We start from the raw sequence: 25,985 nt of genomic DNA, 5'->3' as shown, positions 1-25,985 counted from the left end.
TGGCCTTCTTTTTCTGTTGTGGTAGATTCCACGCGCATTTACGGGAAAGTGCAGCACCTTATTCTTCTTTTTTCACTTTTTTAAAAGTTATCAGCGAAATGAAAAGGCATAGAAGCGTCAATTTGTTGTTGATGTTGGTATTACTGGTGGCGGTTGGACAGATGGCACAAACCATTTATATCCCCGCGATTGCTGATATGGCGCGTGAACTGAACGTTCGCGAAGGGGCAGTGCAGAGCGTGATGGCCGCCTATCTGCTGACCTACGGCCTGTCACAACTGTTTTACGGCCCACTTTCCGATCGTGTTGGCCGCCGTCCGGTGATCCTCGCCGGGATGTCTATTTTTATGCTGGCCACGCTGGTTGCCATTACCACCCATAGCCTGACGGTACTGATTATCGCTAGCGCGATTCAGGGGATGGGGACGGGCGTCGGTGGTGTGATGGCGCGAACCTTGCCACGAGACCTGTATGAAGGTACACAGCTTCGTCACGCCAACAGTTTGCTGAATATGGGGATCCTGGTCAGTCCGCTGCTGGCACCGCTGATTGGCGGTATGCTGGATACCGTGTGGAACTGGCGCGCTTGCTATATTTTTCTGCTGATTCTGTGCGCGGGCGTCACGTTTAGCATGGCGCGCTGGATGCCGGAAACGCGCCCGGCAGGCGCGCCGCGTCCACGGCTTATCGCCAGTTACAAGACACTGTTTGGCAACAGCTCTTTCACCTGTTACGTGCTAATGCTGATCGGCGGTCTGGCGGGCGTTGCGGTCTTCGAAGCCTGCTCTGGGGTATTATTGGGCGCAAGGCTGGGTTTAAGCAGCATGGTGGTCAGTATCCTGTTTATTCTGCCTATTCCGGCGGCGTTTTTCGGTGCCTGGTTCGCCGGTCGCCCGAACAAGCGTTTCTCAACGCTGATGTGGCAGTCGGTTATCTGCTGTCTGGTCGCCGGTTTGATGATGTGGATCCCTGGCCTGTTCGACGTGATGAACGTCTGGACGCTGCTGGTTCCCGCCGCGCTGTTTTTCTTCGGCGCCGGGATGTTGTTTCCGCTGGCAACCAGCGGCGCAATGGAGCCTTTCCCGTTCCTGGCGGGCACTGCCGGCGCGCTGGTCGGAGGATTACAAAACATTGGTTCCGGCGTGCTGGCATGGTTCTCTGCGATGCTGCCGCAGACCGGACAAGCCAGTCTGGGCCTGTTGATGACCCTTATGGGGCTGCTGATTTTTGTGTGCTGGCTTCCGCTGGCGTCACGCGTGTCGCATCAGGGGCAGGCGGTTTAAGCGCATGATGGCCCGGTTTATCGCCGGGCTTGTCACATTCAGGCGCAATCATCGTCGTCAGCAACGGCTCCAGTGCCGGACGCCAGGCTCCCTCCTCGCCATCATAGAACTGCGTATCCGCATTGATAGCATAGGGAATCTTCGCTTTCTTCAGCTCACACGCCATAAAACGGGCGAAGGCCATTTGCGCAGCAGATGGCCCATTTTTAATGGTTTCTCCCGGCGACCAGCCGCCTACCCAACTCACGTGACCGGTTTTCTGCTGCCAGCGAATGGCGGTATTGATACGGGCGCGAATAGCCGTCTTTTCAGCCGCAGTCCCGGACGTCCATGGGTATTTGCCGTTATTTTTCAGCGGCCCCCACGGGAAGATGTGCCATTCGGCCAGCACGGTATTCTGGCTTTGCGGCGGTAACTTCAGGTTCGGCAGCTCTTCCGGCGCGGCACGCAGTCGCGGCGCGATGAAGATCATCCGTTGCGGGTCAATAGTGTGGATGGTGCGAATCGTTTTGTCATACACCCGGTTGAGCGATGCCTGATTATGGTTGAGCTTATCCGCAGGTTCATAAATCAGGTCAAAACCCAGTAGCGGCGAACGTTGACCAAAGTAATGCGCCACCGCCACCCACCAGTTAACCACCTCTTTTTCATTACCGGCGCTGGGGTCTTGTTTATATTCATCCGCCTGGTAAGCAATAATCGGGATTACGCCATACTGCTCGCAGGCTTCGACCAGCTTGCGCAGATGAATTAGTCTGGCTTCTGTCGGTTCTCCCGCCACGCGGATACGCACATGAGAAATGCCTTTCGCCCTGAAATCCCGCACCACCAGCGGATCGAACTCACGGATGCCGCGCTCGGTTCGCGCCCAATCTACGTCCATCCCGACCCCAAGCTGCTGCGCATACGACGCCGCCGTCAGCGCTGGTGGTGCTGCACACACGGTGGCGCTGGCGAAGAGTAACAGGGAAACAATCGACTTTAACACGCTCGTCCTTACGCAAATCATCAGGAGTGATATCACGTATTTAGCATGCTTTTTCACTTTCCGTGTAGAGAGAAAGCGTAAAAAATATGCATGACCCGCTTATTTAACCTGCTCCTGTAGCCAGCCAATAAATGCCTCGATTTTCGGCCACTGCCTGCCGGGCAGCGTGGTGATGTAGTAATGCTGATGGCATTTCAGCGCCATATCGCCAAAAGGCGCGACCAGCTCTCCGCTGTCGAGACGTTTTTGCACCAGCCTCTTTCTCCCCATCGCCACGCCGATATGGTTCATTGCCGCAATCACCGCTAAATCAGAACGATCGAAACCAATGCCCGACGATGTCGGCAAATTTGCCGCATAATGCTGCGCCCAGCTGTGCCACTCATCGGTTCCAGAATCGTTACTCCATGCCTGCCTGTCGTGCAGCAGCGTACAGTGCGGCAAGTTCAGCAGTGATCCCATCAGGTCATAGCGACGAGCGTATTCCGGGCTGCATACCGGCAAAATCTCTTCGTCCATCAGAAAATGGTGCGTGAGCTGCGCGGACGGCGCATCATCAAAATAGAGCGCCAGATCGACCCCGGCACGCTGTAAATTGACGTTGTCGTTCCCGGTCAGGATGGTCAGTGAAATGGAGGGGTAGCGGCGGGTAAAGTCGCCGAGCGCCGGAACCAGCCAGCACTGGGCGATAGAGGGCCGCGAGTAGACGGTGAGCGTCCCCGACAGTTCCTGATTCTTGATATCAAGAATTTCCTGGTTGAGCGTGTCCAGCGACGATTTCAGCGCCCAGAACACGCGTTTGCCTTCGTGGGTGAGTTCCACTTTGCGGTGCGAGCGGACAAACAGCTGAATGCCTAACTCCTCTTCCAGCTGATTAATCCGATGGCTGACGGCGCTGGGGCTTAATGACAGCTCGTCCGCCGCCAGCGCAAACGACTGATGGCGGGCCGCCACTTCAAAGGTATACAGCTTCGACAACTGCCAGCCGTTAAGTAGTCGGTTTCGGACTTCGCGTAGGGGATCCATATTCATCTCTGTTATCCTGAATCATGCATCGGAGTGTAAAAAAAACCGCTGTAAAAATCAGCACAAAGATGATTCAGAGTGAACCATATCGCATTGATGACGTGTAATTAGACGTAAATCACTCACTTGATGCAATCTGGCTCATGTGAAAGAGGATTTATATCGTTTGTCAGACCCTGCCTTATTTTTGTCCAATAACCCCAGGTTAATCACAGGGCAAGGTGAGCTATGCACTCTCAAATCTGGGTTGTGAGCACGCTGCTGATAAGCATCGTGTTAATCGTTTTGACCATCGTGAAGTTCAAATTCCACCCGTTTCTGGCGCTGCTGCTGGCCAGTTTCTTCGTGGGTACGATGATGGGTATGGGGCCGCTGGATATGGTCAATGCCATTGAGAGCGGCATCGGCGGCACGCTGGGCTTCCTCGCTGCGGTTATCGGCCTCGGGACCATTCTGGGCAAAATGATGGAAGTGTCCGGCGCGGCAGAACGCATTGGCCTGACGCTACAGCGCTGCCGCTGGCTTTCCGCTGATGTCATTATGGTGCTGGTCGGGCTGATTTGCGGGATCACGCTGTTTGTTGAAGTCGGCGTGGTACTGTTGATTCCGCTGGCTTTTTCGATTGCCAAAAAGACCAATACTTCACTGCTGAAGCTGGCAATCCCACTGTGTACGGCGCTGATGGCGGTGCACTGTGTGGTGCCGCCGCATCCGGCCGCCCTGTTCGTGGCGAATAAGCTGGGCGCAGATATTGGCAGCGTAATTGTTTACGGTTTACTGGTGGGCTTAATGGCCTCGCTTGTCGGCGGGCCGCTGTACCTGAAATTCCTCGGTAACCGTCTGCCGTTTAAACCGGTGCCGGCTGAATTTTCCGACCTGAAAGTGCGCGACGAAAGTACGCTGCCGTCGCTGGGCGCAACGCTGTTTACCGTCCTGTTGCCGATTGGCCTGATGCTGGTCAAAACCGTTGCTGAGTTGAACATGGCGAAAGGCAGCACGCTGTATACGCTGCTGGAGTTTATTGGTAACCCGATCACCGCGATGTTTATTGCCGTCTTCGTGGCCTACTACATTCTCGGTCTGCGTCAGCACATCGGCATGGGCACGCTGCTGACCCACACTGAAAACGGGTTTGGTTCGATTGCCAACATTCTGCTGATTATCGGCGCAGGCGGCGCATTCAACGCTATCCTCAAGAGCAGCGGGCTGGCGGATACCCTCGCGCTAATCCTTTCAAACATGCATATGCACCCGATTCTGCTGGCGTGGCTGGTGGCATTAATTCTGCATGCTGCAGTGGGTTCCGCCACGGTCGCGATGATGGGCGCCACGGCAATCGTAGCGCCGATGCTGCCGCTCTACCCCAACGTTAGCCCGGAGATCATCGCCATTGCGATTGGTTCCGGCGCCATTGGCTGCACGATCGTCACAGATTCCCTCTTCTGGCTGGTCAAGCAATACTGCGGCGCTACCCTGAATGAGACGTTTAAATACTATACGACCGCGACATTTATCGCGTCCGTTATTGCACTGGCTTGCACATTCCTGCTTTCCTTTATTATCTAAGCGCGAAGAGACTGACTATGGAAAACATTCAAACACTTATCGCCCAGTATCCTTTAGTGGAAGATCTGGTGGCTCTCAAAGAGACGGCCTGGTTTAACCCTGGCACCACCTCTCTTGCGGAAGGTTTACCCTATGTTGGCCTGACCGAACACGATGTTCAGGATGCCCATGCCCGGCTGACGCGCTTCGCGCCATATCTGGCGCAGGCATTCCCGGAAACCGCAGCTACTGGCGGCATTATCGAATCCGAGCTGGCCGCAATCCCGGCGATGCAAAAACGGCTGGTAAAAGAGTACGGGCAGCCTATCCGCGGCGAAATCCTGCTGAAGAAAGACAGCCACCTGCCGATTTCCGGCTCAATTAAAGCGCGTGGCGGCATTTATGAAGTCCTGACCCACGCGGAAAAACTGGCGCTGGAAGCCGGAATGCTGACGACAGAAGATGATTACAGCATTCTGCTTTCACCTGAATTTAAACAGTTTTTCAGCCAGTACAGCATCGCAGTAGGCTCTACCGGCAACCTCGGGATGTCGATTGGCATCATGAGCGCCCGCATCGGTTTTAAGGTGACGGTGCATATGTCTGCCGACGCGCGCGCATGGAAAAAAGCCAAACTGCGCAGCCACGGCGTGACGGTCGTCGAGTATGAAGAGGATTACGGGGTGGCGGTTGAACAGGGCCGCAAAGCGGCAGAGTCCGATCCGAACTGCTTCTTTATCGATGATGAAAACTCCCGCACGCTGTTTTTAGGTTACGCGGTGGCTGGTCAGCGTCTGAAGGCGCAGTTCGCGCAGCAGGGTCGCGTGGTGGATGCCGATCATCCGCTGTTTGTCTACCTGCCGTGCGGCGTCGGCGGCGGCCCTGGCGGGGTAGCGTTTGGTCTGAAGCTGGCATTTGGCGATAACGTGCACTGCTTCTTCGCCGAGCCAACCCATTCACCGTGCATGCTGCTGGGGATTTATACCGGGCTGCACGATACCATTTCCGTGCAGGATATTGGCATCGACAACCTGACGGCAGCGGATGGGCTGGCGGTGGGGCGCGCGTCCGGCTTTGTTGGCCGGGCGATGGAACGTCTGCTCGACGGTCTGTACACCCTGGACGATCAGACGATGTACGACATGCTGGGCTGGCTGGCGCAGGAAGAAGGGATTCGCCTTGAGCCTTCGGCGCTGGCAGGAATGGCCGGTCCGCAGCACGTTTGCGCCTCAGTTGACTATCAACAGATGCACGGCTTCAGCGCCGACCAGCTCAATAACGCCACGCATCTGGTGTGGGCGACCGGCGGCGGCATGGTACCAGAAGCCGAAATGGCGCAGTATCTGGCCAAAGGGCGCTAACGCCGCTGAGCTTAACGCAGCATCGCCATCAGTTCCATCGGTGAGCGATGCTGCTTAAGCAGATCGCGCATCACGCGCATATGCGGGGCGGTATGGTTGAAGAAAGCGCTGTACCCGCTGCAAATCGCACTCTTTCCACGGCTGTCGCGATGCTTTGGACAATCGCCATGGCAAAAGCGTAACAGCGAACACGCCTGGCATTCCGCACTCAGCGTGGTCTTCTTGGACTGACCAAACTCCACTGCCCGCGGGCTGGCGTTGAACTCACTCAGCGACGTGTGATGAATATTTCCCAGACGAAAATCAGGGTAGACATAGTGATCGCATTGATACAGATCGCCATTCGCCTCCAGGGCAAACGCATGTCCGCAGGTTGAGCTAAGCGAACACATCTGCGACGGATGCCCGCACCATACGCCCAGAGTTGAATCAAATAACTGGACGAATACGCGACCAATATCTTCTCTGACCCAGATATCAAAGATGGAATTCAGGAAAGTGCCCCAAGCCTGCGGCGGGACGGATTCGGCGGTAAGCTCGCCTTTTTCATCATATTCAACCAGCGGAATGAACTGCAAAAACGGCGTGCCAAGCTGGCGAAGGTAGCGATACATCTGCCCGGGCCGCTGACTGTTCAGAGAATTAACCACCACCAGCAGATTGAACTCCACCTGATGCTCACGCAGCCTGGCAATGGCGTCCACCACCTTATGGTGAGTCGGCTTTCCACTGCGGTTAACGCGATACGCATCGTGCAACTCGGCAGGGCCATCCAGGGAAATCCCAACCAGCCAGCCGTTATCGCGTAAAAAATGACACCATTCGTCGTTGAGCAAAATCCCGTTGGTCTGGAAAGCATTATGGATTTGCTTCCCTTGCCCGTACTGTTTTTGTAAGGTCACTACGCGGCGAAAAAAGTCGATACCACAAAGGGTTGGCTCCCCGCCCTGCCAGGCGAACATCACTTCAGACCCTGGCTGCGCGGCAATGTGCTGGCGAATAAACGTCTCTAAGGTGGCATCATCCATTTCGGGTTGAGTGGGTTTATCAATGTAAAAACAGTAACGACAATCAAGGTTACAACGAGAGCTGGCCGGCTTGGCCATGACCTGACATCCTGTCATGCTAAATTCCCGATAAATGCAATAAGTTGGCGAACATGCGTTACAGCAAACAGTATTGCGAGGGATAACACCGCGAGGGAGATCATAAATTTGTCACGCACCGCGCGAGATTCAGAAAAATCACTATGCGTAACGTCCATCAGGGTACGACTACGGGTATAGCGCCAAAGTACGATAGCCGCCATCGCCAGCACCACAATTGAAACCCAAAACAGAAAACCCGCCTGATGCCAGTTATGCTTCAGCGCCAGCGCCATTAGCGCGCCATAGCCCAGCAGCGTACGAAACCAGGCCAGCGATGTTCGCTCCGGTTGTAACCCCGGATCGGCGATACGTCGCGACTTACGGCTATCCGGCATACAGTACCAGTCCCATGACAATCACCGCGACGATCATCAAAATCAGGCTGATGATTAACAGACTATGGGTATACGGCAAATCCTCTTTCAGACGCATTGCCCTCTCATTACGCAGCCAGCGCAGGTAACCATAAATCGCCAGGCCACCGGCAAACAGACACAGTAACAGCGCCAAAAGCTCACGAATGACCGGAGTGGCAAAATCCGGAGCCAGCTGGTCGAGCCCCACGCCCGCCGCCAGAAATCCCAACGCGGTGCGGATCCATGCCAGAAAGGTACGCTCATTTGCCAGCGAGAAGCGATAATCCGGGGCTTCTCCAAGGCGGGAAATCTTCATCTAAACTCCTCTGGCTGTCATTGCCGGATGGCGGCTAGCGCCTTATCCGGCCTACAAGTAAGTGCAAATGTGGGTATTTGCATCAGGTGGCATTATAGTCAGAACTTCTGCTTTTTCTCCTCCACTTTTACGCCCTGGGTTGGTAAACCGGTGTCGTAATCGCGAACCACCGGCGAATAACCGTCTTGCGGGCGTGGGCGGAAAGCGCCCATCCAGCGTGGTACGGCATCTGAACGCCACGGACGCAAACTCCATTGGTAGGTACGGAACGGGTCGCGGATTTTATCCATATAGTCCAGCAGAGCGTCGTGCATCTTGGAGCGAACGTCGGCTAATTGTGGCGAATCTATCAGGTTATGTAGCTCATCGGGATCGTTTCGTCTGTCGTAAAGCTCATCGCTGGTAAACAGGTTCAGCACCAGCTTCCAGTCGTCTGTCACCCAGCAGCGTACCGGAATAAATCCGCCAAAACTGTCATGTTCAATCTCATAACGGTTGAACTCCACCATCACGCCGCGTGGCTTTTCAATGTTAAGGACGTTTTCACCCGGCAGGATTTGTGGCTTCTCAATGCCCGCCAGCGCCATCATCGTCGGCAGCAGATCGATATGACTGACCGGCGTGTCTACCTGCATAGGTTCTCCCTGCGGCGGGCGCATAATCAGAGGAATTCGCGTGATGTCGTCATACATCGCCGCCCCCTTACTGATGAGCTTATGCGCCCCCATCATCTCACCGTGATCGGAGGTATAAATAACCCAGGTATTCTCCCGCTGTTCTGGCGTTAAGGCATCAATCACCCGGCCAATCTGATCATCAACAAAGTCGTTACAGGCAAAATAGAGTGGATGGTGATAACGTCCGTCTTCACCCACTGGAGATGGCATCGCCTGCGACCACAGGCGATGATGCTCAGGCTTATCGCACAGAGTATCCTGCGCTTTCGCGCCCAGATCGTAGTAAAAGTCCTGATATTTTTGCAGATAATCCACCGGACAGGTAAACGGGTGATGCGGCTCATCGTAGGAAACCACCATCAGGAAGGGTTCGTCATCACGAGCAGGCTGGTGGAGGAAATCAACCGCCCGGTTGCTGATACGATGCGCCCAGGTGAAGGTTTCATCGATATTGTTGGCCAGCAAATCCTCCACGCTGTTCAGGCCATTACGCCACAAACCAATCTCTTTTTCCGTCAGTTCTGCAAGGTAATTGGCACCGTCATACCAGTAGTCGGCATCCCACTCGGGGGGACACTCGCCGGTACCAAAGTAATCATGCCCGTCGAGATGCCACTTGCCGATGTAGCAGGTGTGATAGCCCGCATCCTTGAAGTAGCGCCCCATGGTGGAAATATTTTTCCCCGGTGCGACGTTATTGGTCCACGGACCGGACTGGTTGGCATAAATACCGGTAAACAGCCCCGCGCGGGCCGGGGTGCACACCGGTGAGCAGGTATAAGCGGAATTAAAGCGAATACCTTCTGCCGCCAGGCTATCGATATTATTGGTATTCAGCGGCTTACCACTGTAGCAGCCGACCATATTGGTGGCCTGAGTATCGGTCATGATGAACAGAAAATTAGGGCGGTTCATGCTTTATCCTTAGTGTCAGAGACACTGTGTGCCGTAGAGATACGTCGCGACTGCCAACTGCTGAAAATCAGGTATATCACTACTGCTGCCGTGATGGCGTAGCTGAAGATTGTCAGCCAACGAGAGTTGTAGCCACCAAACTGCGCCAGACCTGAATAGACGCCAATCATCGCAAACAGGACGCCAACAGAGGCGATCTTCGCGTTTTTCCACGGCTTCATATCTACCGCGAAAGCATTATGGAATTTAAACGGCGTGGCACGCGGCTTGATAACACCGATAACCAGCATGACCACCACGTTAATGCAGAAGGTACAGGCCAAAACGTAAAGGAAGTGAAAGTCGAACTTAACCAGATAGTTAATGGTGATGTAGCTGACGATACCCAGCCCCATCGCGACCTTCGCCGCCAATGCCGGGATGCGGGGGAAAAAGAAGCCCATAATAACGATGGTCACCAACGGTACGTTGTAAATGCCGTTGAGTTGTTTCATCCAGCTGTAAAGCCCCTGTGGCGCATACGCAATCCACGGCGCAACCAGCACAGAAATAACCGCGACGATAAAACCAAAACGACGCCCCACGCTGACCAGTTTATCGGGGCTGGCCTGCTCGTTAATCAGACGACGATAAATACCGAGGCTGAATAGTGTCGAGGCGCTGTTGAGAAAACCGCAAAACGCGCTGATGATCGCGCCGAACAATACGGCGCTGAAAAAGCCAATCAGCGGCAATGGCATGACTTTGTTTACCAGCGCCGGGTAAGCCATATCCGCTTTTGGGAGATCCTGGAAAAGGTGAAAGGCGATAACGCCAGGCAATACCAGAATCAGCGGATCCAGCATCTTCAACACCGCCGTCAATAAGGCCCCTTTCTGTCCCTCCGATAAACTTTTGGACGCCAGCGTACGTTGAACAATTCCCTGGTTCGTACACCAGTAGAAGGTATTCACCAGAATAAGCCCGGTCAGCGCCGCGCCGATCGGTACCGGGTCGTTGCTCCCGCCAATCGAATTCAACATCTGGCTGTGATCCTGCGTTAAGCGCGTAATTCCTTCGCTCAGGCTGCCTTTACCCATTGCCATCAGGCCAAATAGTGGCACCATCAGACCGCCAATAACCAGACCGATACCATTGATCACATCAGCAATAGCAATGGCACGCATCCCGCCGACCACGGCGTACAAAATACCACTAATCCCCAATACCACCGCCATCAACCAAATTGCCGTATGCTGGGAAATACCAAAGGTTTCAGTAACATGAAACATACTGTTAAAGGCAAGTGCGCCGGAATACAAAATGATCGGCAGAAAACAAATCCCCGTGGCAATTAAAAAACAGCAGTCGATGATAATGCGGGTCGTTTTGTCATAACGCTCCTCAATAAAGTCCGGAATGGTGGCAATGCCGCGCTGCAGATAGCGCGGCAAAAAAATCAGCGCCAGAAAAATGAGCGGGATCGCTGAGATAACTTCCCATGCCATTACCGACATCCCACTGCGATAAGCCTGGCCGGTTAACCCTACCAGTTGCTCCGTCGAGAGATTCGTTAGCATCAGCGATGCGGCAATAACCGGCGCTTTTAGCGATCGCCCCGCCAGAAAATATCCTTGTTGCGATCCGGTATCCGCTTTCCGTAACTTCCACCAGGTGATTACCGCCACCAGCAGCGTAAAACCCACAAAGCTTAGAATTTGTAGCGTATTCATCTCATAGCCCTTGTTTTTCATTATGTCCCGGCAGCTGTAGGGAGAATGCGAGGTATTGTGCACCGGGTCAGGCAGTCAGATTTCTTAAAATAAAAACGTCATATCCCTGAACAGATTTTTTCTGTTAAGTTCAGGTTGTGGGCATAATTCTCCGGCGGGTAATTAAAATGAATGGAAAGATGCAAAGTTCGCATGTAAAAAACGAAACTACGTACAATATTCCCCTATTAATTAACGAAAATGTGATCTCAAGCGGAATTTCATTGATCTCGCTGTGGCACACCTATGCCGACGAACATTACAGGGTTATTTGGCCACGCGATAAGAAAAAGCCACTGATAGCTAATTCATGGGTTGCTGTCTATACCGTCCAGGGCTGTGGGAAAATCCTGCTAAAAGACGGCGAACACATTACCCTCACCGGGAATTGTATAATCTTTTTAAAACCAACAGATATACAGTCTTATCATTGTGAAGGATTAGTATGGGAACAATACTGGATGGAATTCACGCCAACCAGCGTAATGGATATTCCGTTACGCCAGCAAAGTATTATTTATAATGGTGATATTTATAATCAGGAGCTGGGCGAGGTCTCGCGATTAATTACGTCACAAGACTCAATGAAAAATAACCTGGCCGTCGCTTTTCTCACAAAAATAATTTATCAATGGATTTGTCTTATTTACGCCGAAGGAAAAAAAGACTCACAGCGGATACAAATTGAAAAACTAATTGCCACTCTGCATGCCAGCCTGCAAAGGCGCTGGAGCGTGGCGGATATGGCGGCCACCATCCCCTGTAGCGAAGCCTGGCTACGTCGTCTTTTTTTACGTTACACCGGTAAAACACCAAAGGAATATTATCTCGATGCCCGGCTGGAACTGGCGCTGTCACTGTTAAAGCAGGAAGGGAATACGGTCGGACAGGTGGCAGATATGCTTAACTTTTTTGACTCATTTCATTTCAGCAAAGCGTTTAAACACAAATTTGGCTATGCGCCCTCGGCAGTGCTTAAACATGAGAAGTGAAATCGGCCTGCAGAAGATGCAGGCCGGACACGCGTTCTTTATCCCATTCCCCAGAAGATCACCGCCAGCAGCTGTGGGGTGATAATCCTCAGGAACATCACCAGCGGATAAACGGTAGCATAGGAGAGCGCCGCCGCCCCGCTGGTGGCATGCAGGTTGTTAGCAAACGCCAGCGCGGGGGGATCGGTCATCGAACCCGCCAGCATACCGCACAGCGTCAGATAGTTCATTTTGGCGAAGATACGCGCCAGCAGTCCCACGGTAATCAGCGGAATGGCGGTAATAAAAATACCGTACCCGACCCAGCTCAGCCCATCACCCTGAGTCAGCGTGTTAACAAAATCACCGCCAGATTTCAGGCCAACCACCGCCAGAAACAGTACAATACCTAACTCTCGCAGCGCCAGGTTAGCGCTGGGAGGCATAAACCAGTACAGCTTACCAATGCTGCCAATACGCCCCAGAATTAAGGCCATGATCAGCGGTCCACCGGCCAAACCCAATTTTAACGCTACCGGGAAACCCGGGATGAAAAGCGGGATGGAACCCAATAGGACACCCAGTCCAATACCGATAAATACCGGCAGCATCTGCACCTGCTGCAGTTTTTGCTGGGCGTTGCCGACAACATTGGCGACGGCATCAATGGACGCGGGACGCCCCACCAGATTGAGGATATCCCCGAATTGCAGGCTGGCATCGCTGCTGGCCACCAGCTCAACGCCCGCACGGTTCAGACGGGAGATAACCACGTCATAACGTTCTTTAAAATGCAGGTCGCGGATACGTTTACCCAACACCTGTTCATTAGTCACCACCACGCGTTCAACGCGTAAATCGGTACCTCGCGTCGACAGCGATGTGTCCACCTCCTGCCCAATCACTACCTGCGCGTTGTGCAGATCGCCAGGCTGACCGACCAGGTGTAACAGGTCGCCCATCTGGATAATCGTCCCTGGCGACGGCACCATCAATGTCTCTTCACGCTTCAGACGCGAGCAGATGATTTTATCGCTGTTCAGAATTGGGACATCCTGAATCGCCATATTGTTGAGGTTCGGGTTTTCCACGCGGATATTCATCGTCTGAATCAGCGCGTGTCCGTTGGTCAACGTGGATTCATGCTGCTGAGCTTCAGCATCGACGTTAACGCGGAAAATAAGGCGCATCAGCCACATCGTGAGCAAAATACCGCAGATACCAAAAGGATAAGCCATGGCATAGCTCATCCCCATCTGGTCTACAATATCTGCTGGCGTCCCCAGATCGCGCAGAATTTGCTGCCCCGCCCCCAGCGCTGGCGTATTGGTGACCGCGCCGGAGAATATCCCCAGCACCACCGGAAGGGGAATGGCAAAAATCTTATGCAGGATCGCGGTGACCAGGCCACCCATAATAACAATCAGTACGGCAAACAGATTCAGCCGCAGTCCGGAAACGCGCAGTGACGCAAAAAAGCCCGGCCCCACCTGAATACCGATGGTGTAGACGAAAAGAATCAGGCCAAATTCCTGAATAAAATGCAGCATGTCGCCGCTCAAGGTCATCCCTGCCTGATCGACAAAATGTCCGACGATAATACCGCCGAACAGCACCCCTCCAATGCCAAAACCAACGCCACGTATTTTTATGTTGCCGATCCATAATCCGACAACCGCCACCAACGCCAGAACGCTGACCGTCAATGCTATATCACTCATTATCCTGTTCCCTGTGAATAACATTTCATTTAACGAGGATTATGACTGAACCGTTCAGGCATGAATGCAGAGTGGCGCACATTATCATGCTACAGAGCGCCAATAAGCGCTTAAGAAGGGCGTTATTTAGCGTTTTTCTTCACGTCGATTTGTAGTTGCTGAATGCTTTATTCTGGCAATGGCAGCGCTTCCGGCATCGTGCCACCCAGTTCATGAATAGTCTGGCGAACTTTGCATCCCACCTCGTAATGCGTCTGATTAGCTTGCTGTTTGGTGTTAACAGAGTCTCTGCGCAGTTTGTCTTCCGTTTGCGTTGCCCGAAACAGATTTGCCGCCAGCTCTGTAGACCCCATGTAATCGAGAATTTTCTGGCTTTTCCTCAACCCTTTACGTTCATGAATCGCTCGCTGATCTAAACCGCCATAAAGCCCCTTGTAACCATGGTTTTGAAAGATAGCAAAATCGAAAGCGGTCTCTACGCCAGCAAGTTGTGCGGTTTCAACCAGATGCTTATTGTGTTCTTTTAGTTCATTGCGTAAGAACAAACGCTTTTCATCCTCACGCAGAGATTTAAAAGCAGCATCATCGGCCAACTCCTGACGTCGGGTTTGAATGGCAAAGTAGGTTTACCCTGCCGCGATAACAGGTTTCGCGGGATCACCATTTTGCACGACCACATAACAGGCGTAGCGGGAGAGTTTTACGTCTTTTAATTCCCGACTAGCTCCTGACCCAATTCGTACCATTGCGAGGATCTCCTCGAAATGGTCACTCTCTAATTGACCACTGGCTACACATGACTCCGCAGCTTTCTTTATCACAGGTAGAAAATGTCGGTACTCTGAATATTCAAGAACCTTAGCTAATTCCCGGGCAGACCAATATTCGATCCCGGCATCATCAAACTGTTTCATAGCATCAAATGGTTGATGTTCACTCATAAAAACATTCCTTCGTTAAGAGTATTGATACTGGATATTTTTACAGTGAAACATTCGTTACAACAAGACAGTTTCATGAGTGCTGACGCACAAAAAAGCCCCGTCATTTCTGGCGGGGCAAAGGCATGGAGCTATTTAGCTATTTAATGCGGGACGTTCGCTGATGGCGATACGTTGTGGGGCAATGGTTTCAGGTTCATTGCGGGTCAAATCGATATGCAGCAAGCCGTTAGTAAAGCTTGCGCCTGAGACCTCCATATTTTCAGCCAGCGTAAAGCTCAGGCTGAACGGCTGAGTAACCAGCCCCTGGTGCAACCATTTTGTCTCTTTTTCCGGCTGCAGCGGTGTACCTTTCACGGTCAGGCGCGTACCTTCCAGTTGAATATCCAGATCTTCCTGGCGGAAACCGGCTAACGCAAGGGTAATGCGGTAGTGGTTATCATCGCTCTTTTCGATGTTATAGGGTGGGAAGCTCTGGCTTTCACCGGCGTTTTGTAAGGCATTGGCCAGTTTGTCAAAACCGATCCATTGACGCAGCAGTGGGGATAAATCGTAGTTACGCATAATAATCTCCTTCTAAGAAGCGAGTAGGTACCTTTCGGCTCCCTGACGGCAAGCCGATTGCTTAGCAGGGCCGCCTGAAGCGGCCCACAGAATTAGTTGATTTCGATGCGGCGCGGTTTGTTCGCTTCGGGAATAACGCGCTCAAGATCGATATACAGCAGACCATTCACCAGGTTTGCGCCGCGAACATGAATGTTCTCCGCTAACTGGAACTTACGTTCGAAGTTGCGCTCGGCAATACCCTGATACAGGTAAGTACGTTCTTTTTGCTCATCCGCATGAGCGCCTTTTACCACCAGCAGATTGTCCTGAGCGGTAATTTCCAGCTCGCTTTCAGCGAAACCGGCAACGGCAATCGCAATGCGGTAATGGTTTTCGTCTACCAGCTCAACGTTGTACGGAGGGTAGCCGCCATTACTCTGGCTCTGGTTGTTTTCCAGCAGGTTAAACAGACGGTCAAAACCAATAGCAGAACGGTACAGCGGGGATAAATCAAAGTTACGCATAATCAATAGCTCCTGAAATCAGCGAGAATGTGAGACCTTCCATCATGGACAGGTCAGGTAGCCAGGACACCCATCAGGCATGCCCTTCTGTTGTCTACATCCTAAAAATGGGTCTTAAAACAAACTTTTCAAGCGTATTCATCTGACTTTTTTTGCAGTTTGTTGTCTATTGCATACACTGGGGAGAGCAGTTGTTATCGATAAATCGCGATAGCCGCCACAGTGCGACGAAATGGTGATGTTATTTTCGCAACGGATCGCTTTAACTCATCATGCAAACACGATGAAAACAGATGAATAAATGATGATAAAAAAAATGTTGGTAACACTGACAATGTGCAGCGGGATGGCGTTTTTGAGCGGCTGTTCCAGCATAATGTCACATACCGGAGGCAAGGAAGGGACGTATCCTGGCACACGCGCCAGCGCCACCATGATAAGCGAAAGTGATACGAATTGGGGAACGAAGTCGCTGGCGATTCTGGATATGCCTTTTACGGCGGTGCTTGATACCGTATTGCTTCCATGGGATCTCTTTCGTAAAGATAACTCGGTGAGATCCCGCGTAGAAAAGAGCGAGGAGAGAACGCAGGCCACGAACGCCGTTCTCCCCCCGGCGAAAATGCCTGCTCCTTAATTAACGCCCTGTTTCAGTCATCCACAATTGGCGAAAACCTTCGACGTCTTCCATCCACGCAACCCGTCGCCCATCAGGAGAGAAGACGACCGCATCGGCCGAGGGCGGGTTGCCGTGACGATCCGTTAAAAAATCAATCTCTCCCGTCTGAGCATCACAACAGGCGATTCTGTTTTCCAGCACAAACCCCAGCCATTTCCCCGACGGATGCCAGTTGAATGCTGACTGAATACCCGTGGCGCAGCGGGTAAGCTGACGCGGCTCACCACCCTGTGGTGAAATTAACCACAGCTGCACAACGCCATGGTTATCGCGCATTAAAAACGCAATTTCAGACGCCTGTGGATTAGTGCGCACCCAGTGGCGCGGCTGATTCACCAGCCCCGGAAAGGCGCGCTCATGAGTAAACGTCAGACGGCGTTGGTGAATGCCGGATGGCGGCGCAGGCATTGTCGCCTCTGTGCCCTCCAGCGGTGCGTCACCCGGCTGTTTCCAGCCGCTTTCATTCTGTGGCAAATCAACGATAAACAGCTCAGGCACTTTCTCACCGGTAACTGACAACGTATCGCCGATAAACGCCAGTGTGCTTTCGCCCACCCAACCTTCTTCATAGGCTCGGTTTATCTCATCGCTCCCCGGTTTTGGCGCAGGCGTCGTTTGACTCACCAGCACGCACCAGCGGCTCCCGCTATATTCACGCGGATGCTGCGCGGATACGTTCACCGGACCATACGGCGCAGCCACGCCGACGTTACGTAAATCCAGCGCCGGAGAGCGTTCATGCAGCACATGGTCGTTATAAGTGAAACTGACAAACTCACCGCTCGGGCTAAAGACATGCACATGACTGCCGCCACGTAATGCACCAGGCGTGTACGGCGCGGTGATATCCATCGCATCCAGGTTAGACACATCTGTCTGCGAAACAATCACTCCACGGCGATGATGAAAATCGTAATCCCATGTTTCATCAGGATTTTCTGGACCATGAATAAAAACATACTGTTCCAACTTTGGATGAACGGTCACCACGCCAACATGTGCCTCTTGAGTGGCCCGGTAAATCACCTCCAGTTCGCCAGTATGAACATTGACACGTTCAATCGTTTCTCCCGTAAAAGAGGCACCGGAAGGACGCACGTCGAAGACCAGCCAGTTACTGTCCGGGGTCCAGGTGTTGATATTAGTAAGCTGATGATTACGCGGCGTAAAGGTGATTTGCTTCATGGGATGCCCTGATACAAGACGATTTAAGCAATCATACTTCACAAGCACTTCACTTTCAGGCTTTAGCGTATGTCCATCTTCATTTTTTGCGGACAGAAAGATGGAACATTTTGACGTAGCGATTATCGGATTAGGCCCGGCAGGCGCAGCGCTGGCGCGACAGTTGAGTGGAAAAATGCGCGTGATTGCATTGGATAAAAAGCGCCAGTGCGGCAACGAAGGATTCACGAAACCCTGCGGCGGGCTGCTGGCCCCGGATGCTCAGCGTTCGTTTATCCGCGACGGGATAACCTTGCCCGTTGATATCATCGCCAACCCACAGATTTTTAGCGTTAAAACGGTTGATGTTGCAGCCTCTCTGACCCGTAACTACCAGCGCAGCTACATTAACATCAATCGCCATGCTTTTGATTTATGGATGAAATCTCTCATTCCTGAAGAGGTGCAGGTGTACCACGATAGTCTGTGTCGCAAGATCTGGCGCGAAGGCGATAACTGGCATGTTATCTTTCGCGCCGACGGTTGGGAGCAGCATATCACCGCGCGTTATCTGGTGGGCGCCGACGGCGCGAATTCACTGGTACGCCGTCATCTCTATCCCCAGCACCAAATCCGTAAATATGTGGCAATTCAACAATGGTTTGCAGAAAAACATCCCGTGCCGTTCTATTCCTGTATTTTTGATAACGACACAACCGACTGTTATTCATGGAGTATCAGCAAGGATGGTTATTTTATCTTTGGCGGCGCCTACCCAATGAAGGACGGCCAGGCACGCTTTGACGAACTAAAAGAGAAGATGGAAGCGTTCCAATTCCAGTTCGGCAACCCCGTGAAAAGCGAAAAATGTACGGTGCTGTTCCCATCGCGCTGGAAAGACTTCGTCTGCGGTAAGGACAATGCGTTTTTGATTGGCGAAGCGGCCGGTTTTATCAGCGCCAGCTCGCTGGAAGGAATTAGTTACGCGCTTGATAGTGCAGAAATCCTCAAATCAGTATTAATACGGGATAGAAAGGATATGAATCTCGCATACAGGCATGCCACTCGCAAGCTACGTCTTAAACTGTATGGCAAGATCCTTAAAAGCCGCATATTAACAGCGGCGTGTATCCGGAAATGGATAATGCAAAGTGGCGTTGCGCATATCCCCCTGACAGGGTCAGAAAAACATCCGCCAATGAAGTTCTGGTGGAGGTTTTTAATAAAGGAATGAATGTTCACCCACTTTCGACAGATTATCGCTATCACTTGCAATCGTAGCCAGCATGGGGAAATTAGCCCCGGTATACCAGGATTGTGGTAAAGGTAGCCGTGCCATGTTGTTTCCGGGGCGGAGTTGAAGTTGTGCCAGCGTATCAAGGGAGTAATTTCGCCAGTGATGCGGCAGCGACAGGCGTAGCGGCACGGCTTTTTCGCCCGGCACTGGCGTTGGCAAACGCGAATCACTCACATCGTAGTTTCTGTGCAGCACCAGATATTTCTCCGGCACCCGACGCTGGCTGTTCCACCACTTGCCATCCAACATATCAAACTGAAAACGGGTTATTGTTTCAGGCTTAGCTCCCAACTGCGTCAACGCCTGATACAGTGCCTTGTTCATTGCTGCATCGTACATTTCTGATGTTGCCAGTTGCCCATCAAGAATCAGCGACACCGCAATTCTTGCCCCCAACAGGTTGGAGTAGAGATCTTCCGGTGAAAATGCGGAAACTTCCTCAGAAAATCCAGGAACTGACTCAAAACCGTACCATTGTGCAATTTCATGCCAGGCCGCGAGCTGAAAGGCCAGATGCGCTGCCAGCCAGGCAGCTAATGCGTAACGATCGCCTGCCGTTTCAGGTGGCGTAAAGGCATTGAAAACAATATGCCGCTCCGCGAGCTCATCTTCCAGACGCAGCGTAAAAGGCTGGCCTAACCGTGGAAGTAGATGGCTAAAAAGCCAGACCGTCATATCTGCGGTATCTCTTACATGCGCGGTATCGATAAAACCGCCGCGTGAGGTATACACAATGCCATTGTGTTCATGCCCGATACCGGCCAGATTCACTAACCCTAACAGCAGGCTGTCGTTATAGCGATGCTCGCCAATACCGTCAGCCGCAACGACGTTATCAAGTTCATAAAACGGTACCGGCATATCCAGCACCTGCGCGTGCAGGTCGTAACCAAAAGCACAGCACGGACGTAACCCTTGAGGCGCGGGGAGCGGCGAAACTACCGGCCAGGCGGTACTTTGAGCCTTATCATCTTCCGTTAGCTGCAAAGGTACAGGTATCGCAGCATGGACCCCGATCGTTGCCAATAACAAGGTCGTCATCAGCAGCACTTTATTGATCAAAACGCCTCTCCTACCTGAAAATAAAAACCGCTGCTCCCTTTTCCAATGCCATAATCCAGACGCACATTCACCCGCGGCTTAAATTCAAAACGATACCCCACCCCCGCCGAGGGTAGCCAGCGTCCATCATCCAGCGCGCTAAATGATGGCCCCATCGTCCCTGCGCCCAGCCAGCCGACCACGCCATGCCGCCAGTCAAGTTTGCGGCGATACTCTACCTGCCCGCTGACGGCGTTTTTATCGCGATAGCGTCCTTCGTAATAGCCACGCATCCGCTGATTGCTTCCAAGCAACGGCATCATGCTCCACGGTACATCACCCTGAGTAAACGCACCGTCCATCTCCCAGGCAAGCACATTCTTCTCGTCCAGAGAGTGGTAGCGGCTGTAGTGCAACTGGTATTCATCAAATCGGGTATCGCTCCCCACATCGGGCGTATAGCGGGTATAGCGTACGTCAGCATATTGTCCCTGGCGCGGGTTAGGAACAAAGTCACGGTCATCCCAGCTAAGTTCTACACTGCTGCCGGAACTCAACACCGACGCGCCCTGCCCGGTATTCTCAATTTTGGGGGGATCATTGTCATCCATTTGCGCAGCATGCTGTGCGTTCAACGACCAGCCGAGTCCCAGATAGACATTAGGCGCTAACCGTCGATACAAGGTGGGGCGTACATCCAGCACCTGAGCCGTATATTGCTGTTTCTGGCTGTCTTTATCTCCTGCGCTAAAACCCTGTCCCCAGTAATAAGTTGGGGTATCGGTTAATGCGCCATTGATAAAAAAACGCCAGCGATCGTCGGCAAAAAAGGCGTAATTTTGCATTGTGACGCCGAAAGCGCCCGTTGAGCTAAAGTAACCGCTGAGGGTCAGCGTCGAATTCTGACTCACCGTGTCGTTTGGGTCCGGGCGATACATCCCCACCACCGCCGTGCCGATCCCCAGTCCCAGTTCGGGAGTGTAGAAAGGCCCTGGCATTACCCCCCAATCGATACCTTTGCTGGCGTTAAAGTTATCGCTGGCGCCCAGAGTATTCAGCCAGCCGTCAACTTCTTCACGGCTGGGGAGCGCGGCCTGCACCGCCGTTCCCAACAGGCTGAATGCACAGAGCAAAAACAGACGAGTTAAACTATTCAAAAGCGATACTCACCGGCGACAAAGAAGCTATTACGCTCAGCAAAGCCAATTTCAGAGGTGATATTAAAGTTGCGGGTCAGCTCATACTGCGCGCCGACCAGGACGTTCCATGGGGATTGCAAATGCTGTTTAACGTCGAAACGGCCATTTCCGTCCTTATTCGCCAAATCAACCATTCTCTGCAGCGTAGCGGAGGGCATGGAGAGATCGTTCAGGCTTCCCTTAAACTCTTGCTGCACATCCTGATACATAGACCCCACCCAAACGTTGAGTTTCCCGGAGGGCAGATGCAGCGTATCCACGCCCGGCGTCGCAAAACGGTAGCCGACTCGCGGAGAAACCGTGAAGGCATCGATACTGCCATCAAGAATGTCAAACTGCGTCTGGGTATAGTTGGCATCAACAGCGGTAAACCAGTTCCCGACACCGCCGACCAGCGTTGTCCCGATACCGTAGGTGGTGCCTTTGAAATCGAGTTTAAAATCCAGGTTTTGCAGATTCGCCGGATAATGATATTTACGCGCGCCCTTAACCCCGACGCCAATCTGCGAAATCGAATGACCGTCGGTGTAGCCCACCAGCCCGTAGATATTCATAAAGGGCAGCAGCCAGGCATCCAGCTTCAGGGTTTCGGTTTTGCTGCTCTCGCGCGTGTTGCCGACCTTGATTTTGAACGCGTTATCCAGCGAATGGCCGCCCAGAGAAAGGCCATTAAAGTTAATACTGTCTACATTAATATTCTGCCTGATATTCATGTAGTTAATATTCACACCAAACGGCTCAGGCAGGTCGTAGCCACGTTTACGCGCCTCGTCACCTAAAAAGGGCAAAACAGAGTGGCTTGCGGCAGGTTTAGCCGCCGGTTTTACCGGCACAGGAGTAGCCTGACCATCGTCCTGATAATCATACAGCGGTGTTAACGTTGAGCCAGAATCCGTCGCAGCCCAGGCTTGAAAAATCAAACAGGAAGACGTCATCAACACCAGGCGAATGCTTGTGTTAGTCATAAGAAAACATAGTTGCAGGCAGGAACCGCCTGAATATAAAAGAAGGTGGGAGAGTATAGAAGTTGTGTACTAAATGGGGGGATTAATGTGCTGTTTCACATCTGATAATACAAACGTGATTTTTATAACATTCTTAATGTTTTATGCCTGGCCGAAGCCAGGCATAACGCACATCAGGAGAGGACGTACTTCTCAATGGCCCAGGCAACACCGTCTTCCAGATTAGATTTCGTCACGAAGTTGGCGATCTCTTTCACCGTTGGAATGGCGTTATCCATCGCAACGCCCACGCCGGCGTATTCAATCATCGCGATGTCGTTTTCCTGATCGCCAATCGCCATGACCTCCTCGGCTTTAATTCCCAACGCCTCGGCCAGCGATTTTACGCCAGTCCCTTTGTTGACGCGTTTATCGAGGATTTCGAGGAAGTACGGCGCACTTTTCAGCACGGTGTATTTTTCTTTCACTTCCGCCGGAATGCGCGAGATGGCCTTGTCGAGGATCTCCGGCTCATCAATCATCATCACTTTCAGGAACTGGGTCGCAGGATCCATTTTTTCGGCTTCACAGAACACCAGCGGAATCGTCGCGACAAACGATTCATGCACCGTGTAATAACTGATATCACGGTTCGCGGTATACAGCGTGTTGCGATCGAGCGCGTGGAAATGCGAGCCAACTTCCCGGGAGAGCTGCTCCAGGTAGCGATAATCATCATAGCTCAGCGCGGTTTGCGCAACGGTACTGCCATCGCCTGCTTTCTGCACCAGCGCACCGTTGTAGGTAATGCAGTAGTCACCGGGTTGTTCCATATGCAGTTCTTTCAGATAGCTGTGAACGCCGGCATACGGGCGTCCCGTGGTCAGCACTACGTTCACGCCACGCGCGCGTGCCGCAGCAATTGCCGTTTTGACCGCAGGTGAAATGGTGTGATCGGGCAGCAGAAGTGTGCCATCCATGTCGATAGCAATAAGTTTGATAGCCATGAGTTCCCCGGATGAAATGAGTCCGTCCTCATGCTAACGCGATTCCGCTCAAAAAACAGCTACGAAAAGGGGGATAGAAAGGGGAATCAAGATTCCCCTTTTGTGGTTCGGTTGTAGGCCGGAAAGGCCTACAGAAGCAGGCCTTGGTGTAGGTTAAATATCGATGTTCGCCGCTTTCAGGGCGTTTTCTTCGATAAACGCGCGGCGTGGTTCGACGGCATCGCCCATCAGGGTGGTGAACAACTGGTCGGCGGCAATCGCATCCTTCACAGTAACGCGCAACATGCGACGGCTTTCCGGATCCATGGTGGTTTCCCACAGCTGTTCCGGGTTCATCTCGCCCAGACCTTTATAACGCTGGATAGCGAGACCGCGACGAGACTCTTTCTGCAGCCATTCCAGCGCCTGCTCAAAGCTGGCCACCGGTTGGCGGCGCTCGCCACGTTCGATAAACGCATCATCTTCGATCAGCCCGCGCAGCTTCTCACCGAGCGTACAAATACGATGGTACTCGCCACCGGTCACAAACTCATGCTCCAATGGATAGTCGGTATCGACACCGTGGGTACGCACTCGGATCACCGGTTCGAACAGGTTCAGTTCAGCGTCTTTACGCACGAAGCTGTTCCAGGTGCTGCCGTGCATTTCGTTTTCATTAAGCACGTTCACCAACTGGGAAACCCAGGCCGTAACTTTCGCTTCATCAGCCAGATCGCCTTCAGCCAGCGTCGGCTGATAAACCAGCTCTTTCAGCAGCGCTTTCGGGAAACGACGCTCCATACGGCCAATCATTTTCTGCGTCGCGTTGTATTCAGAAACCAGTTTTTCTAACGCCTCACCCGCCAGGGCTGGTGCGCTAGCGTTGGTGTGCAGCGTGGCGCCATCCAGAGCGATAGAGATCTGGTATTGATCCATCGCTTCATCGTCTTTGATGTACTGTTCCTGCTTGCCTTTCTTCACTTTGTACAGCGGCGGCTGCGCAATGTAGACATGGCCACGTTCAACAATTTCCGGCATCTGACGATAGAAGAAGGTCAACAGCAGCGTACGGATGTGCGAGCCGTCGACGTCAGCATCGGTCATGATGATGATGCTGTGGTAGCGCAGTTTGTCCGGGTTGTACTCGTCACGACCGATACCACAGCCCAGCGCGGTGATCAGCGTTGCCACTTCCTGAGAGGAGAGCATTTTGTCGAAACGCGCTTTCTCGACGTTAAGGATTTTACCCTTCAGCGGCAGAATCGCCTGGTTCTTACGGTTACGCCCCTGCTTCGCAGAGCCGCCCGCGGAGTCCCCTTCCACCAGGTACAGTTCAGACAGCGCCGGGTCGCGTTCCTGACAGTCCGCCAGCTTGCCCGGCAGACCGGCTAAGTCCAGCGCGCCTTTACGACGGGTCATTTCACGCGCGCGACGTGCTGCTTCACGGGCACGGGCCGCATCGATAATCTTGCCGACGACGATTTTTGCGTCAGACGGGTTTTCCAGCAGGTATTCGCTCAGCAGTTCGTTCATCTGCTGTTCAACCGCCGATTTCACCTCAGAGGAGACCAGTTTGTCTTTGGTCTGCGAGGAGAATTTTGGGTCCGGCACTTTCACGGAAACCACCGCAATCAGGCCTTCACGGGCATCGTCACCGGTGGCGCTGACTTTGGCTTTTTTGCTGTAACCTTCTTTGTCCATGTAGGCGTTCAGGGTACGGGTCATCGCCGCACGGAAGCCTGCAAGGTGAGTCCCGCCGTCACGCTGCGGAATGTTGTTGGTGAAGCAGTAGATGTTTTCCTGGAAACCGTCGTTCCACTGCAGCGCCACTTCAACGCCGATACCGTCTTTTTCGGTGGAGAAGTAGAAGATATTCGGGTGGATCGGTGTTTTGTTTTTGTTGAGATATTCAACAAACGCCTTGATGCCGCCTTCGTAATGGAAATGATCTTCTTTGCCGTCACGCTTGTCGCGCAGACGAATAGAGACACCGGAGTTCAGGAACGACAGTTCGCGCAGGCGCTTCGCCAGGATGTCGTATTCGAACTCGGTCACGTTAGTGAAGGTTTCGTGGCTTGGCCAGAAACGCACCTGGGTCCCCGTAACCTCTGTTTCGCCCGTTACCGCCAGCGGCGCCTGCGGCACACCGTGCACATAAGTTTGCTGATGCACTTTGCCTTCACGACGAATCACCAGCTCCAGTTTCTGCGACAGGGCGTTAACGACGGAGACACCTACGCCGTGCAAACCACCGGAAACTTTATAGGAGTTATCATCGAATTTACCGCCTGCGTGCAGAACGGTCATGATAACTTCCGCCGCCGAAACGCCCTCTTCCGGATGAATACCGGTTGGGATACCACGGCCATCGTCAGTAACAGACACGGAGTTATCAGCGTGAATCGTTACCACGATATCTTTACAGTGACCCGCGAGCGCTTCGTCGATAGCGTTATCTACCACCTCGAATACCATGTGGTGCAGACCGGTGCCGTCATCCGTGTCGCCGATATACATACCCGGGCGCTTACGCACCGCATCCAGCCCTTTCAGGACTTTGATACTGGAGGAGTCATAAGAATTCGACATCAACGTTTCTCGCTCAT

22 protein-coding genes, 1 pseudogene and 1 other annotated feature are annotated in these 25,985 nt (G+C 52.7%); of the genes and pseudogenes, 6 read left to right on the top strand and 17 right to left on the bottom strand.

What is annotated here, in order from left to right; genetic code table 11:
• The first annotated feature begins 98 nt into the window (after nucleotides 1–98).
• Nucleotides 99–1,283, top strand: coding sequence for a multidrug efflux MFS transporter EmrD (gene emrD / locus FDW92_RS20480; protein WP_038635685.1), 1,185 nt, complete (start codon nucleotides 99–101; stop codon nucleotides 1,281–1,283).
• On the opposite strand, the gene FDW92_RS20475 is transcribed toward emrD, so the two are convergent.
• Together FDW92_RS20475 and dsdC are read right to left on the bottom strand one after the other, a co-directional pair.
• Nucleotides 1,210–2,292 (bottom strand): cellulase family glycosylhydrolase, encoded by a 1,083-nt coding sequence (locus tag FDW92_RS20475; RefSeq protein ID WP_061380867.1) that lies wholly within the window; start codon nucleotides 2,290–2,292, stop codon nucleotides 1,210–1,212. The two genes, emrD and FDW92_RS20475, sit on opposite strands and share 74 nt — an antisense overlap.
• Before the next feature lie 78 nt (nucleotides 2,293–2,370).
• Complete coding sequence (gene dsdC / locus FDW92_RS20470) at nucleotides 2,371–3,297, bottom strand: DNA-binding transcriptional regulator DsdC (RefSeq protein WP_042311987.1); 927 nt, start codon at nucleotides 3,295–3,297, stop codon at nucleotides 2,371–2,373.
• A gap of 228 nt (nucleotides 3,298–3,525) precedes the next feature.
• On the opposite strand from dsdC, the gene dsdX reads away from it, so the two are divergent.
• A complete protein-coding gene (gene dsdX / locus FDW92_RS20465) occupies nucleotides 3,526–4,863 on the top strand; it encodes a D-serine transporter DsdX (protein WP_042311469.1) in 1,338 nt (445 codons plus the stop codon).
• 17 nt (nucleotides 4,864–4,880) lie between these two features.
• Complete coding sequence (gene dsdA, locus FDW92_RS20460; RefSeq protein ID WP_042311468.1) at nucleotides 4,881–6,203, top strand: D-serine ammonia-lyase; 1,323 nt, start codon at nucleotides 4,881–4,883, stop codon at nucleotides 6,201–6,203.
• A gap of 11 nt (nucleotides 6,204–6,214) precedes the next feature.
• On the opposite strand, the gene FDW92_RS20455 is transcribed toward dsdA, so the two are convergent.
• From FDW92_RS20455 to FDW92_RS20435, 5 genes are all read right to left on the bottom strand, one after another.
• Nucleotides 6,215–7,327: an anaerobic sulfatase maturase gene (locus tag FDW92_RS20455; RefSeq protein WP_169742017.1), complete on the bottom strand. Its 1,113-nt coding sequence runs from the start codon at nucleotides 7,325–7,327 to the stop codon at nucleotides 6,215–6,217.
• Complete coding sequence (locus FDW92_RS20450; protein WP_042311464.1) at nucleotides 7,324–7,686, bottom strand: DUF202 domain-containing protein; 363 nt, start codon at nucleotides 7,684–7,686, stop codon at nucleotides 7,324–7,326. The genes FDW92_RS20455 and FDW92_RS20450 overlap by 4 nt, the downstream gene beginning before the upstream one ends.
• Nucleotides 7,676–8,023: a DUF202 domain-containing protein gene (locus tag FDW92_RS20445; RefSeq protein ID WP_042311462.1), complete on the bottom strand. Its 348-nt coding sequence runs from the start codon at nucleotides 8,021–8,023 to the stop codon at nucleotides 7,676–7,678. The genes FDW92_RS20450 and FDW92_RS20445 overlap by 11 nt, the downstream gene beginning before the upstream one ends.
• 98 nt (nucleotides 8,024–8,121) lie before the next feature.
• Nucleotides 8,122–9,615 carry a sulfatase-like hydrolase/transferase gene (locus FDW92_RS20440; RefSeq protein WP_042311459.1) on the bottom strand — a complete coding sequence of 498 codons (1,494 nt, stop codon included), beginning with the start codon at nucleotides 9,613–9,615 and terminating at the stop codon, nucleotides 8,122–8,124.
• The gene (locus tag FDW92_RS20435) at nucleotides 9,612–11,327 is read right to left on the bottom strand and encodes a solute:sodium symporter family transporter (RefSeq protein WP_042311984.1); all 1,716 of its coding nucleotides are present in this window, start codon (nucleotides 11,325–11,327) and stop codon (nucleotides 9,612–9,614) included. The genes FDW92_RS20440 and FDW92_RS20435 overlap by 4 nt, the downstream gene beginning before the upstream one ends.
• A 167-nt stretch (nucleotides 11,328–11,494) precedes the next feature.
• Here FDW92_RS20435 and FDW92_RS20430 point away from each other — a divergent pair, with 167 nt between their 5' ends.
• Entirely contained in the window at nucleotides 11,495–12,358 is an 864-nt protein-coding gene (locus tag FDW92_RS20430) for an AraC family transcriptional regulator (RefSeq protein WP_042311457.1), read from the top strand.
• A gap of 38 nt (nucleotides 12,359–12,396) precedes the next feature.
• Here FDW92_RS20430 and FDW92_RS20425 read toward each other — a convergent pair whose 3' ends face one another.
• The 4 genes and pseudogenes from FDW92_RS20425 to ibpA form a co-directional block, all read right to left on the bottom strand.
• Nucleotides 12,397–14,058 carry a putative transporter gene (locus FDW92_RS20425; RefSeq protein ID WP_042311454.1) on the bottom strand — a complete coding sequence of 554 codons (1,662 nt, stop codon included), beginning with the start codon at nucleotides 14,056–14,058 and terminating at the stop codon, nucleotides 12,397–12,399.
• 167 nt (nucleotides 14,059–14,225) lie between these two features.
• Nucleotides 14,226–14,999, bottom strand: a pseudogene (gene dinD, locus FDW92_RS20420) (DNA damage-inducible protein D).
• Nucleotides 15,000–15,134: 135 nt separating this feature from the next.
• On the bottom strand, nucleotides 15,135–15,563 hold the full coding sequence (gene ibpB / locus FDW92_RS20415; RefSeq protein ID WP_042311452.1) for a small heat shock chaperone IbpB: 429 nt from the start codon (nucleotides 15,561–15,563) through the stop codon (nucleotides 15,135–15,137).
• 92 nt (nucleotides 15,564–15,655) lie between these two features.
• Entirely contained in the window at nucleotides 15,656–16,069 is a 414-nt protein-coding gene (gene ibpA, locus FDW92_RS20410; protein WP_006687722.1) for a small heat shock chaperone IbpA, read from the bottom strand.
• Nucleotides 16,063–16,135 (bottom strand) — a sequence feature (ROSE (Repression Of Heat Shock gene Expression) occurs in the 5'-region of heat shock genes and acts as an RNA thermometer to modulate expression.). It overlaps the preceding gene by 7 nt.
• Before the next feature lie 238 nt (nucleotides 16,136–16,373).
• On the opposite strand from ibpA, the gene FDW92_RS20405 reads away from it, so the two are divergent.
• Nucleotides 16,374–16,706: a YceK/YidQ family lipoprotein gene (locus tag FDW92_RS20405; RefSeq protein ID WP_170972950.1), complete on the top strand. Its 333-nt coding sequence runs from the start codon at nucleotides 16,374–16,376 to the stop codon at nucleotides 16,704–16,706.
• Here FDW92_RS20405 and FDW92_RS20400 read toward each other — a convergent pair whose 3' ends face one another.
• A complete protein-coding gene (locus FDW92_RS20400; RefSeq protein ID WP_042311447.1) occupies nucleotides 16,707–17,933 on the bottom strand; it encodes a DUF3748 domain-containing protein in 1,227 nt (408 codons plus the stop codon).
• A gap of 100 nt (nucleotides 17,934–18,033) precedes the next feature.
• On the opposite strand from FDW92_RS20400, the gene cbrA reads away from it, so the two are divergent.
• On the top strand, nucleotides 18,034–19,146 hold the full coding sequence (cbrA, locus tag FDW92_RS20395; RefSeq protein ID WP_042311445.1) for a colicin M resistance lipid reductase CbrA: 1,113 nt from the start codon (nucleotides 18,034–18,036) through the stop codon (nucleotides 19,144–19,146).
• On the opposite strand, the gene FDW92_RS20390 is transcribed toward cbrA, so the two are convergent.
• From FDW92_RS20390 to gyrB, 5 genes are all read right to left on the bottom strand, one after another.
• Nucleotides 19,132–20,250 (bottom strand): DUF4056 domain-containing protein, encoded by a 1,119-nt coding sequence (locus FDW92_RS20390; protein WP_042311982.1) that lies wholly within the window; start codon nucleotides 20,248–20,250, stop codon nucleotides 19,132–19,134. The genes cbrA and FDW92_RS20390 overlap by 15 nt on opposite strands.
• Nucleotides 20,251–20,267: 17 nt before the next feature.
• Nucleotides 20,268–21,407, bottom strand: coding sequence for a BamA/TamA family outer membrane protein (locus FDW92_RS20385; RefSeq protein ID WP_042311444.1), 1,140 nt, complete (start codon nucleotides 21,405–21,407; stop codon nucleotides 20,268–20,270).
• Entirely contained in the window at nucleotides 21,404–22,384 is a 981-nt protein-coding gene (locus FDW92_RS20380; RefSeq protein ID WP_162267366.1) for a hypothetical protein, read from the bottom strand. The genes FDW92_RS20385 and FDW92_RS20380 overlap by 4 nt, the downstream gene beginning before the upstream one ends.
• A 203-nt stretch (nucleotides 22,385–22,587) precedes the next feature.
• On the bottom strand, nucleotides 22,588–23,400 hold the full coding sequence (gene yidA, locus FDW92_RS20375) for a sugar-phosphatase (protein WP_042311439.1): 813 nt from the start codon (nucleotides 23,398–23,400) through the stop codon (nucleotides 22,588–22,590).
• A gap of 153 nt (nucleotides 23,401–23,553) precedes the next feature.
• The gene (gene gyrB, locus FDW92_RS20370) at nucleotides 23,554–25,968 is read right to left on the bottom strand and encodes a DNA topoisomerase (ATP-hydrolyzing) subunit B (protein ID WP_042311438.1); all 2,415 of its coding nucleotides are present in this window, start codon (nucleotides 25,966–25,968) and stop codon (nucleotides 23,554–23,556) included.
• Nucleotides 25,969–25,985 lie beyond the last annotated feature (17 nt).

This window comes from Citrobacter sp. wls706, assembly GCF_005281305.1.
In the GTDB taxonomy this organism is placed as follows: Bacteria; Pseudomonadota; Gammaproteobacteria; order Enterobacterales; family Enterobacteriaceae; genus Citrobacter; species Citrobacter werkmanii.
This window is presented reverse-complemented; position numbering and strand designations above follow the sequence as displayed.

What these genes read in the sequence shown, in the direction of transcription:
- emrD (WP_038635685.1), top strand. Translation starts at nt 99, where the DNA reads ATGAAAAGGCATAGAAGCGTCAATTTGTTGTTGATGTTGGTATTACTG.
- FDW92_RS20475 (WP_061380867.1), bottom strand. Translation starts at nt 2,292, where the DNA reads ATGATTTGCGTAAGGACGAGCGTGTTAAAGTCGATTGTTTCCCTGTTA.
- dsdC (WP_042311987.1), bottom strand. Translation starts at nt 3,297, where the DNA reads ATGGATCCCCTACGCGAAGTCCGAAACCGACTACTTAACGGCTGGCAG.
- dsdX (WP_042311469.1), top strand. Translation starts at nt 3,526, where the DNA reads ATGCACTCTCAAATCTGGGTTGTGAGCACGCTGCTGATAAGCATCGTG.
- dsdA (WP_042311468.1), top strand. Translation starts at nt 4,881, where the DNA reads ATGGAAAACATTCAAACACTTATCGCCCAGTATCCTTTAGTGGAAGAT.
- FDW92_RS20455 (WP_169742017.1), bottom strand. Translation starts at nt 7,327, where the DNA reads ATGACAGGATGTCAGGTCATGGCCAAGCCGGCCAGCTCTCGTTGTAAC.
- FDW92_RS20450 (WP_042311464.1), bottom strand. Translation starts at nt 7,686, where the DNA reads ATGCCGGATAGCCGTAAGTCGCGACGTATCGCCGATCCGGGGTTACAA.
- FDW92_RS20445 (WP_042311462.1), bottom strand. Translation starts at nt 8,023, where the DNA reads ATGAAGATTTCCCGCCTTGGAGAAGCCCCGGATTATCGCTTCTCGCTG.
- FDW92_RS20440 (WP_042311459.1), bottom strand. Translation starts at nt 9,615, where the DNA reads ATGAACCGCCCTAATTTTCTGTTCATCATGACCGATACTCAGGCCACC.
- FDW92_RS20435 (WP_042311984.1), bottom strand. Translation starts at nt 11,327, where the DNA reads ATGAATACGCTACAAATTCTAAGCTTTGTGGGTTTTACGCTGCTGGTG.
- FDW92_RS20430 (WP_042311457.1), top strand. Translation starts at nt 11,495, where the DNA reads ATGAATGGAAAGATGCAAAGTTCGCATGTAAAAAACGAAACTACGTAC.
- FDW92_RS20425 (WP_042311454.1), bottom strand. Translation starts at nt 14,058, where the DNA reads ATGAGTGATATAGCATTGACGGTCAGCGTTCTGGCGTTGGTGGCGGTT.
- ibpB (WP_042311452.1), bottom strand. Translation starts at nt 15,563, where the DNA reads ATGCGTAACTACGATTTATCCCCACTGCTGCGTCAATGGATCGGTTTT.
- ibpA (WP_006687722.1), bottom strand. Translation starts at nt 16,069, where the DNA reads ATGCGTAACTTTGATTTATCCCCGCTGTACCGTTCTGCTATTGGTTTT.
- FDW92_RS20405 (WP_170972950.1), top strand. Translation starts at nt 16,374, where the DNA reads ATGATAAAAAAAATGTTGGTAACACTGACAATGTGCAGCGGGATGGCG.
- FDW92_RS20400 (WP_042311447.1), bottom strand. Translation starts at nt 17,933, where the DNA reads ATGAAGCAAATCACCTTTACGCCGCGTAATCATCAGCTTACTAATATC.
- cbrA (WP_042311445.1), top strand. Translation starts at nt 18,034, where the DNA reads ATGGAACATTTTGACGTAGCGATTATCGGATTAGGCCCGGCAGGCGCA.
- FDW92_RS20390 (WP_042311982.1), bottom strand. Translation starts at nt 20,250, where the DNA reads ATGACGACCTTGTTATTGGCAACGATCGGGGTCCATGCTGCGATACCT.
- FDW92_RS20380 (WP_162267366.1), bottom strand. Translation starts at nt 22,384, where the DNA reads ATGACGTCTTCCTGTTTGATTTTTCAAGCCTGGGCTGCGACGGATTCT.
- yidA (WP_042311439.1), bottom strand. Translation starts at nt 23,400, where the DNA reads ATGGCTATCAAACTTATTGCTATCGACATGGATGGCACACTTCTGCTG.
- gyrB (WP_042311438.1), bottom strand. Translation starts at nt 25,968, where the DNA reads ATGTCGAATTCTTATGACTCCTCCAGTATCAAAGTCCTGAAAGGGCTG.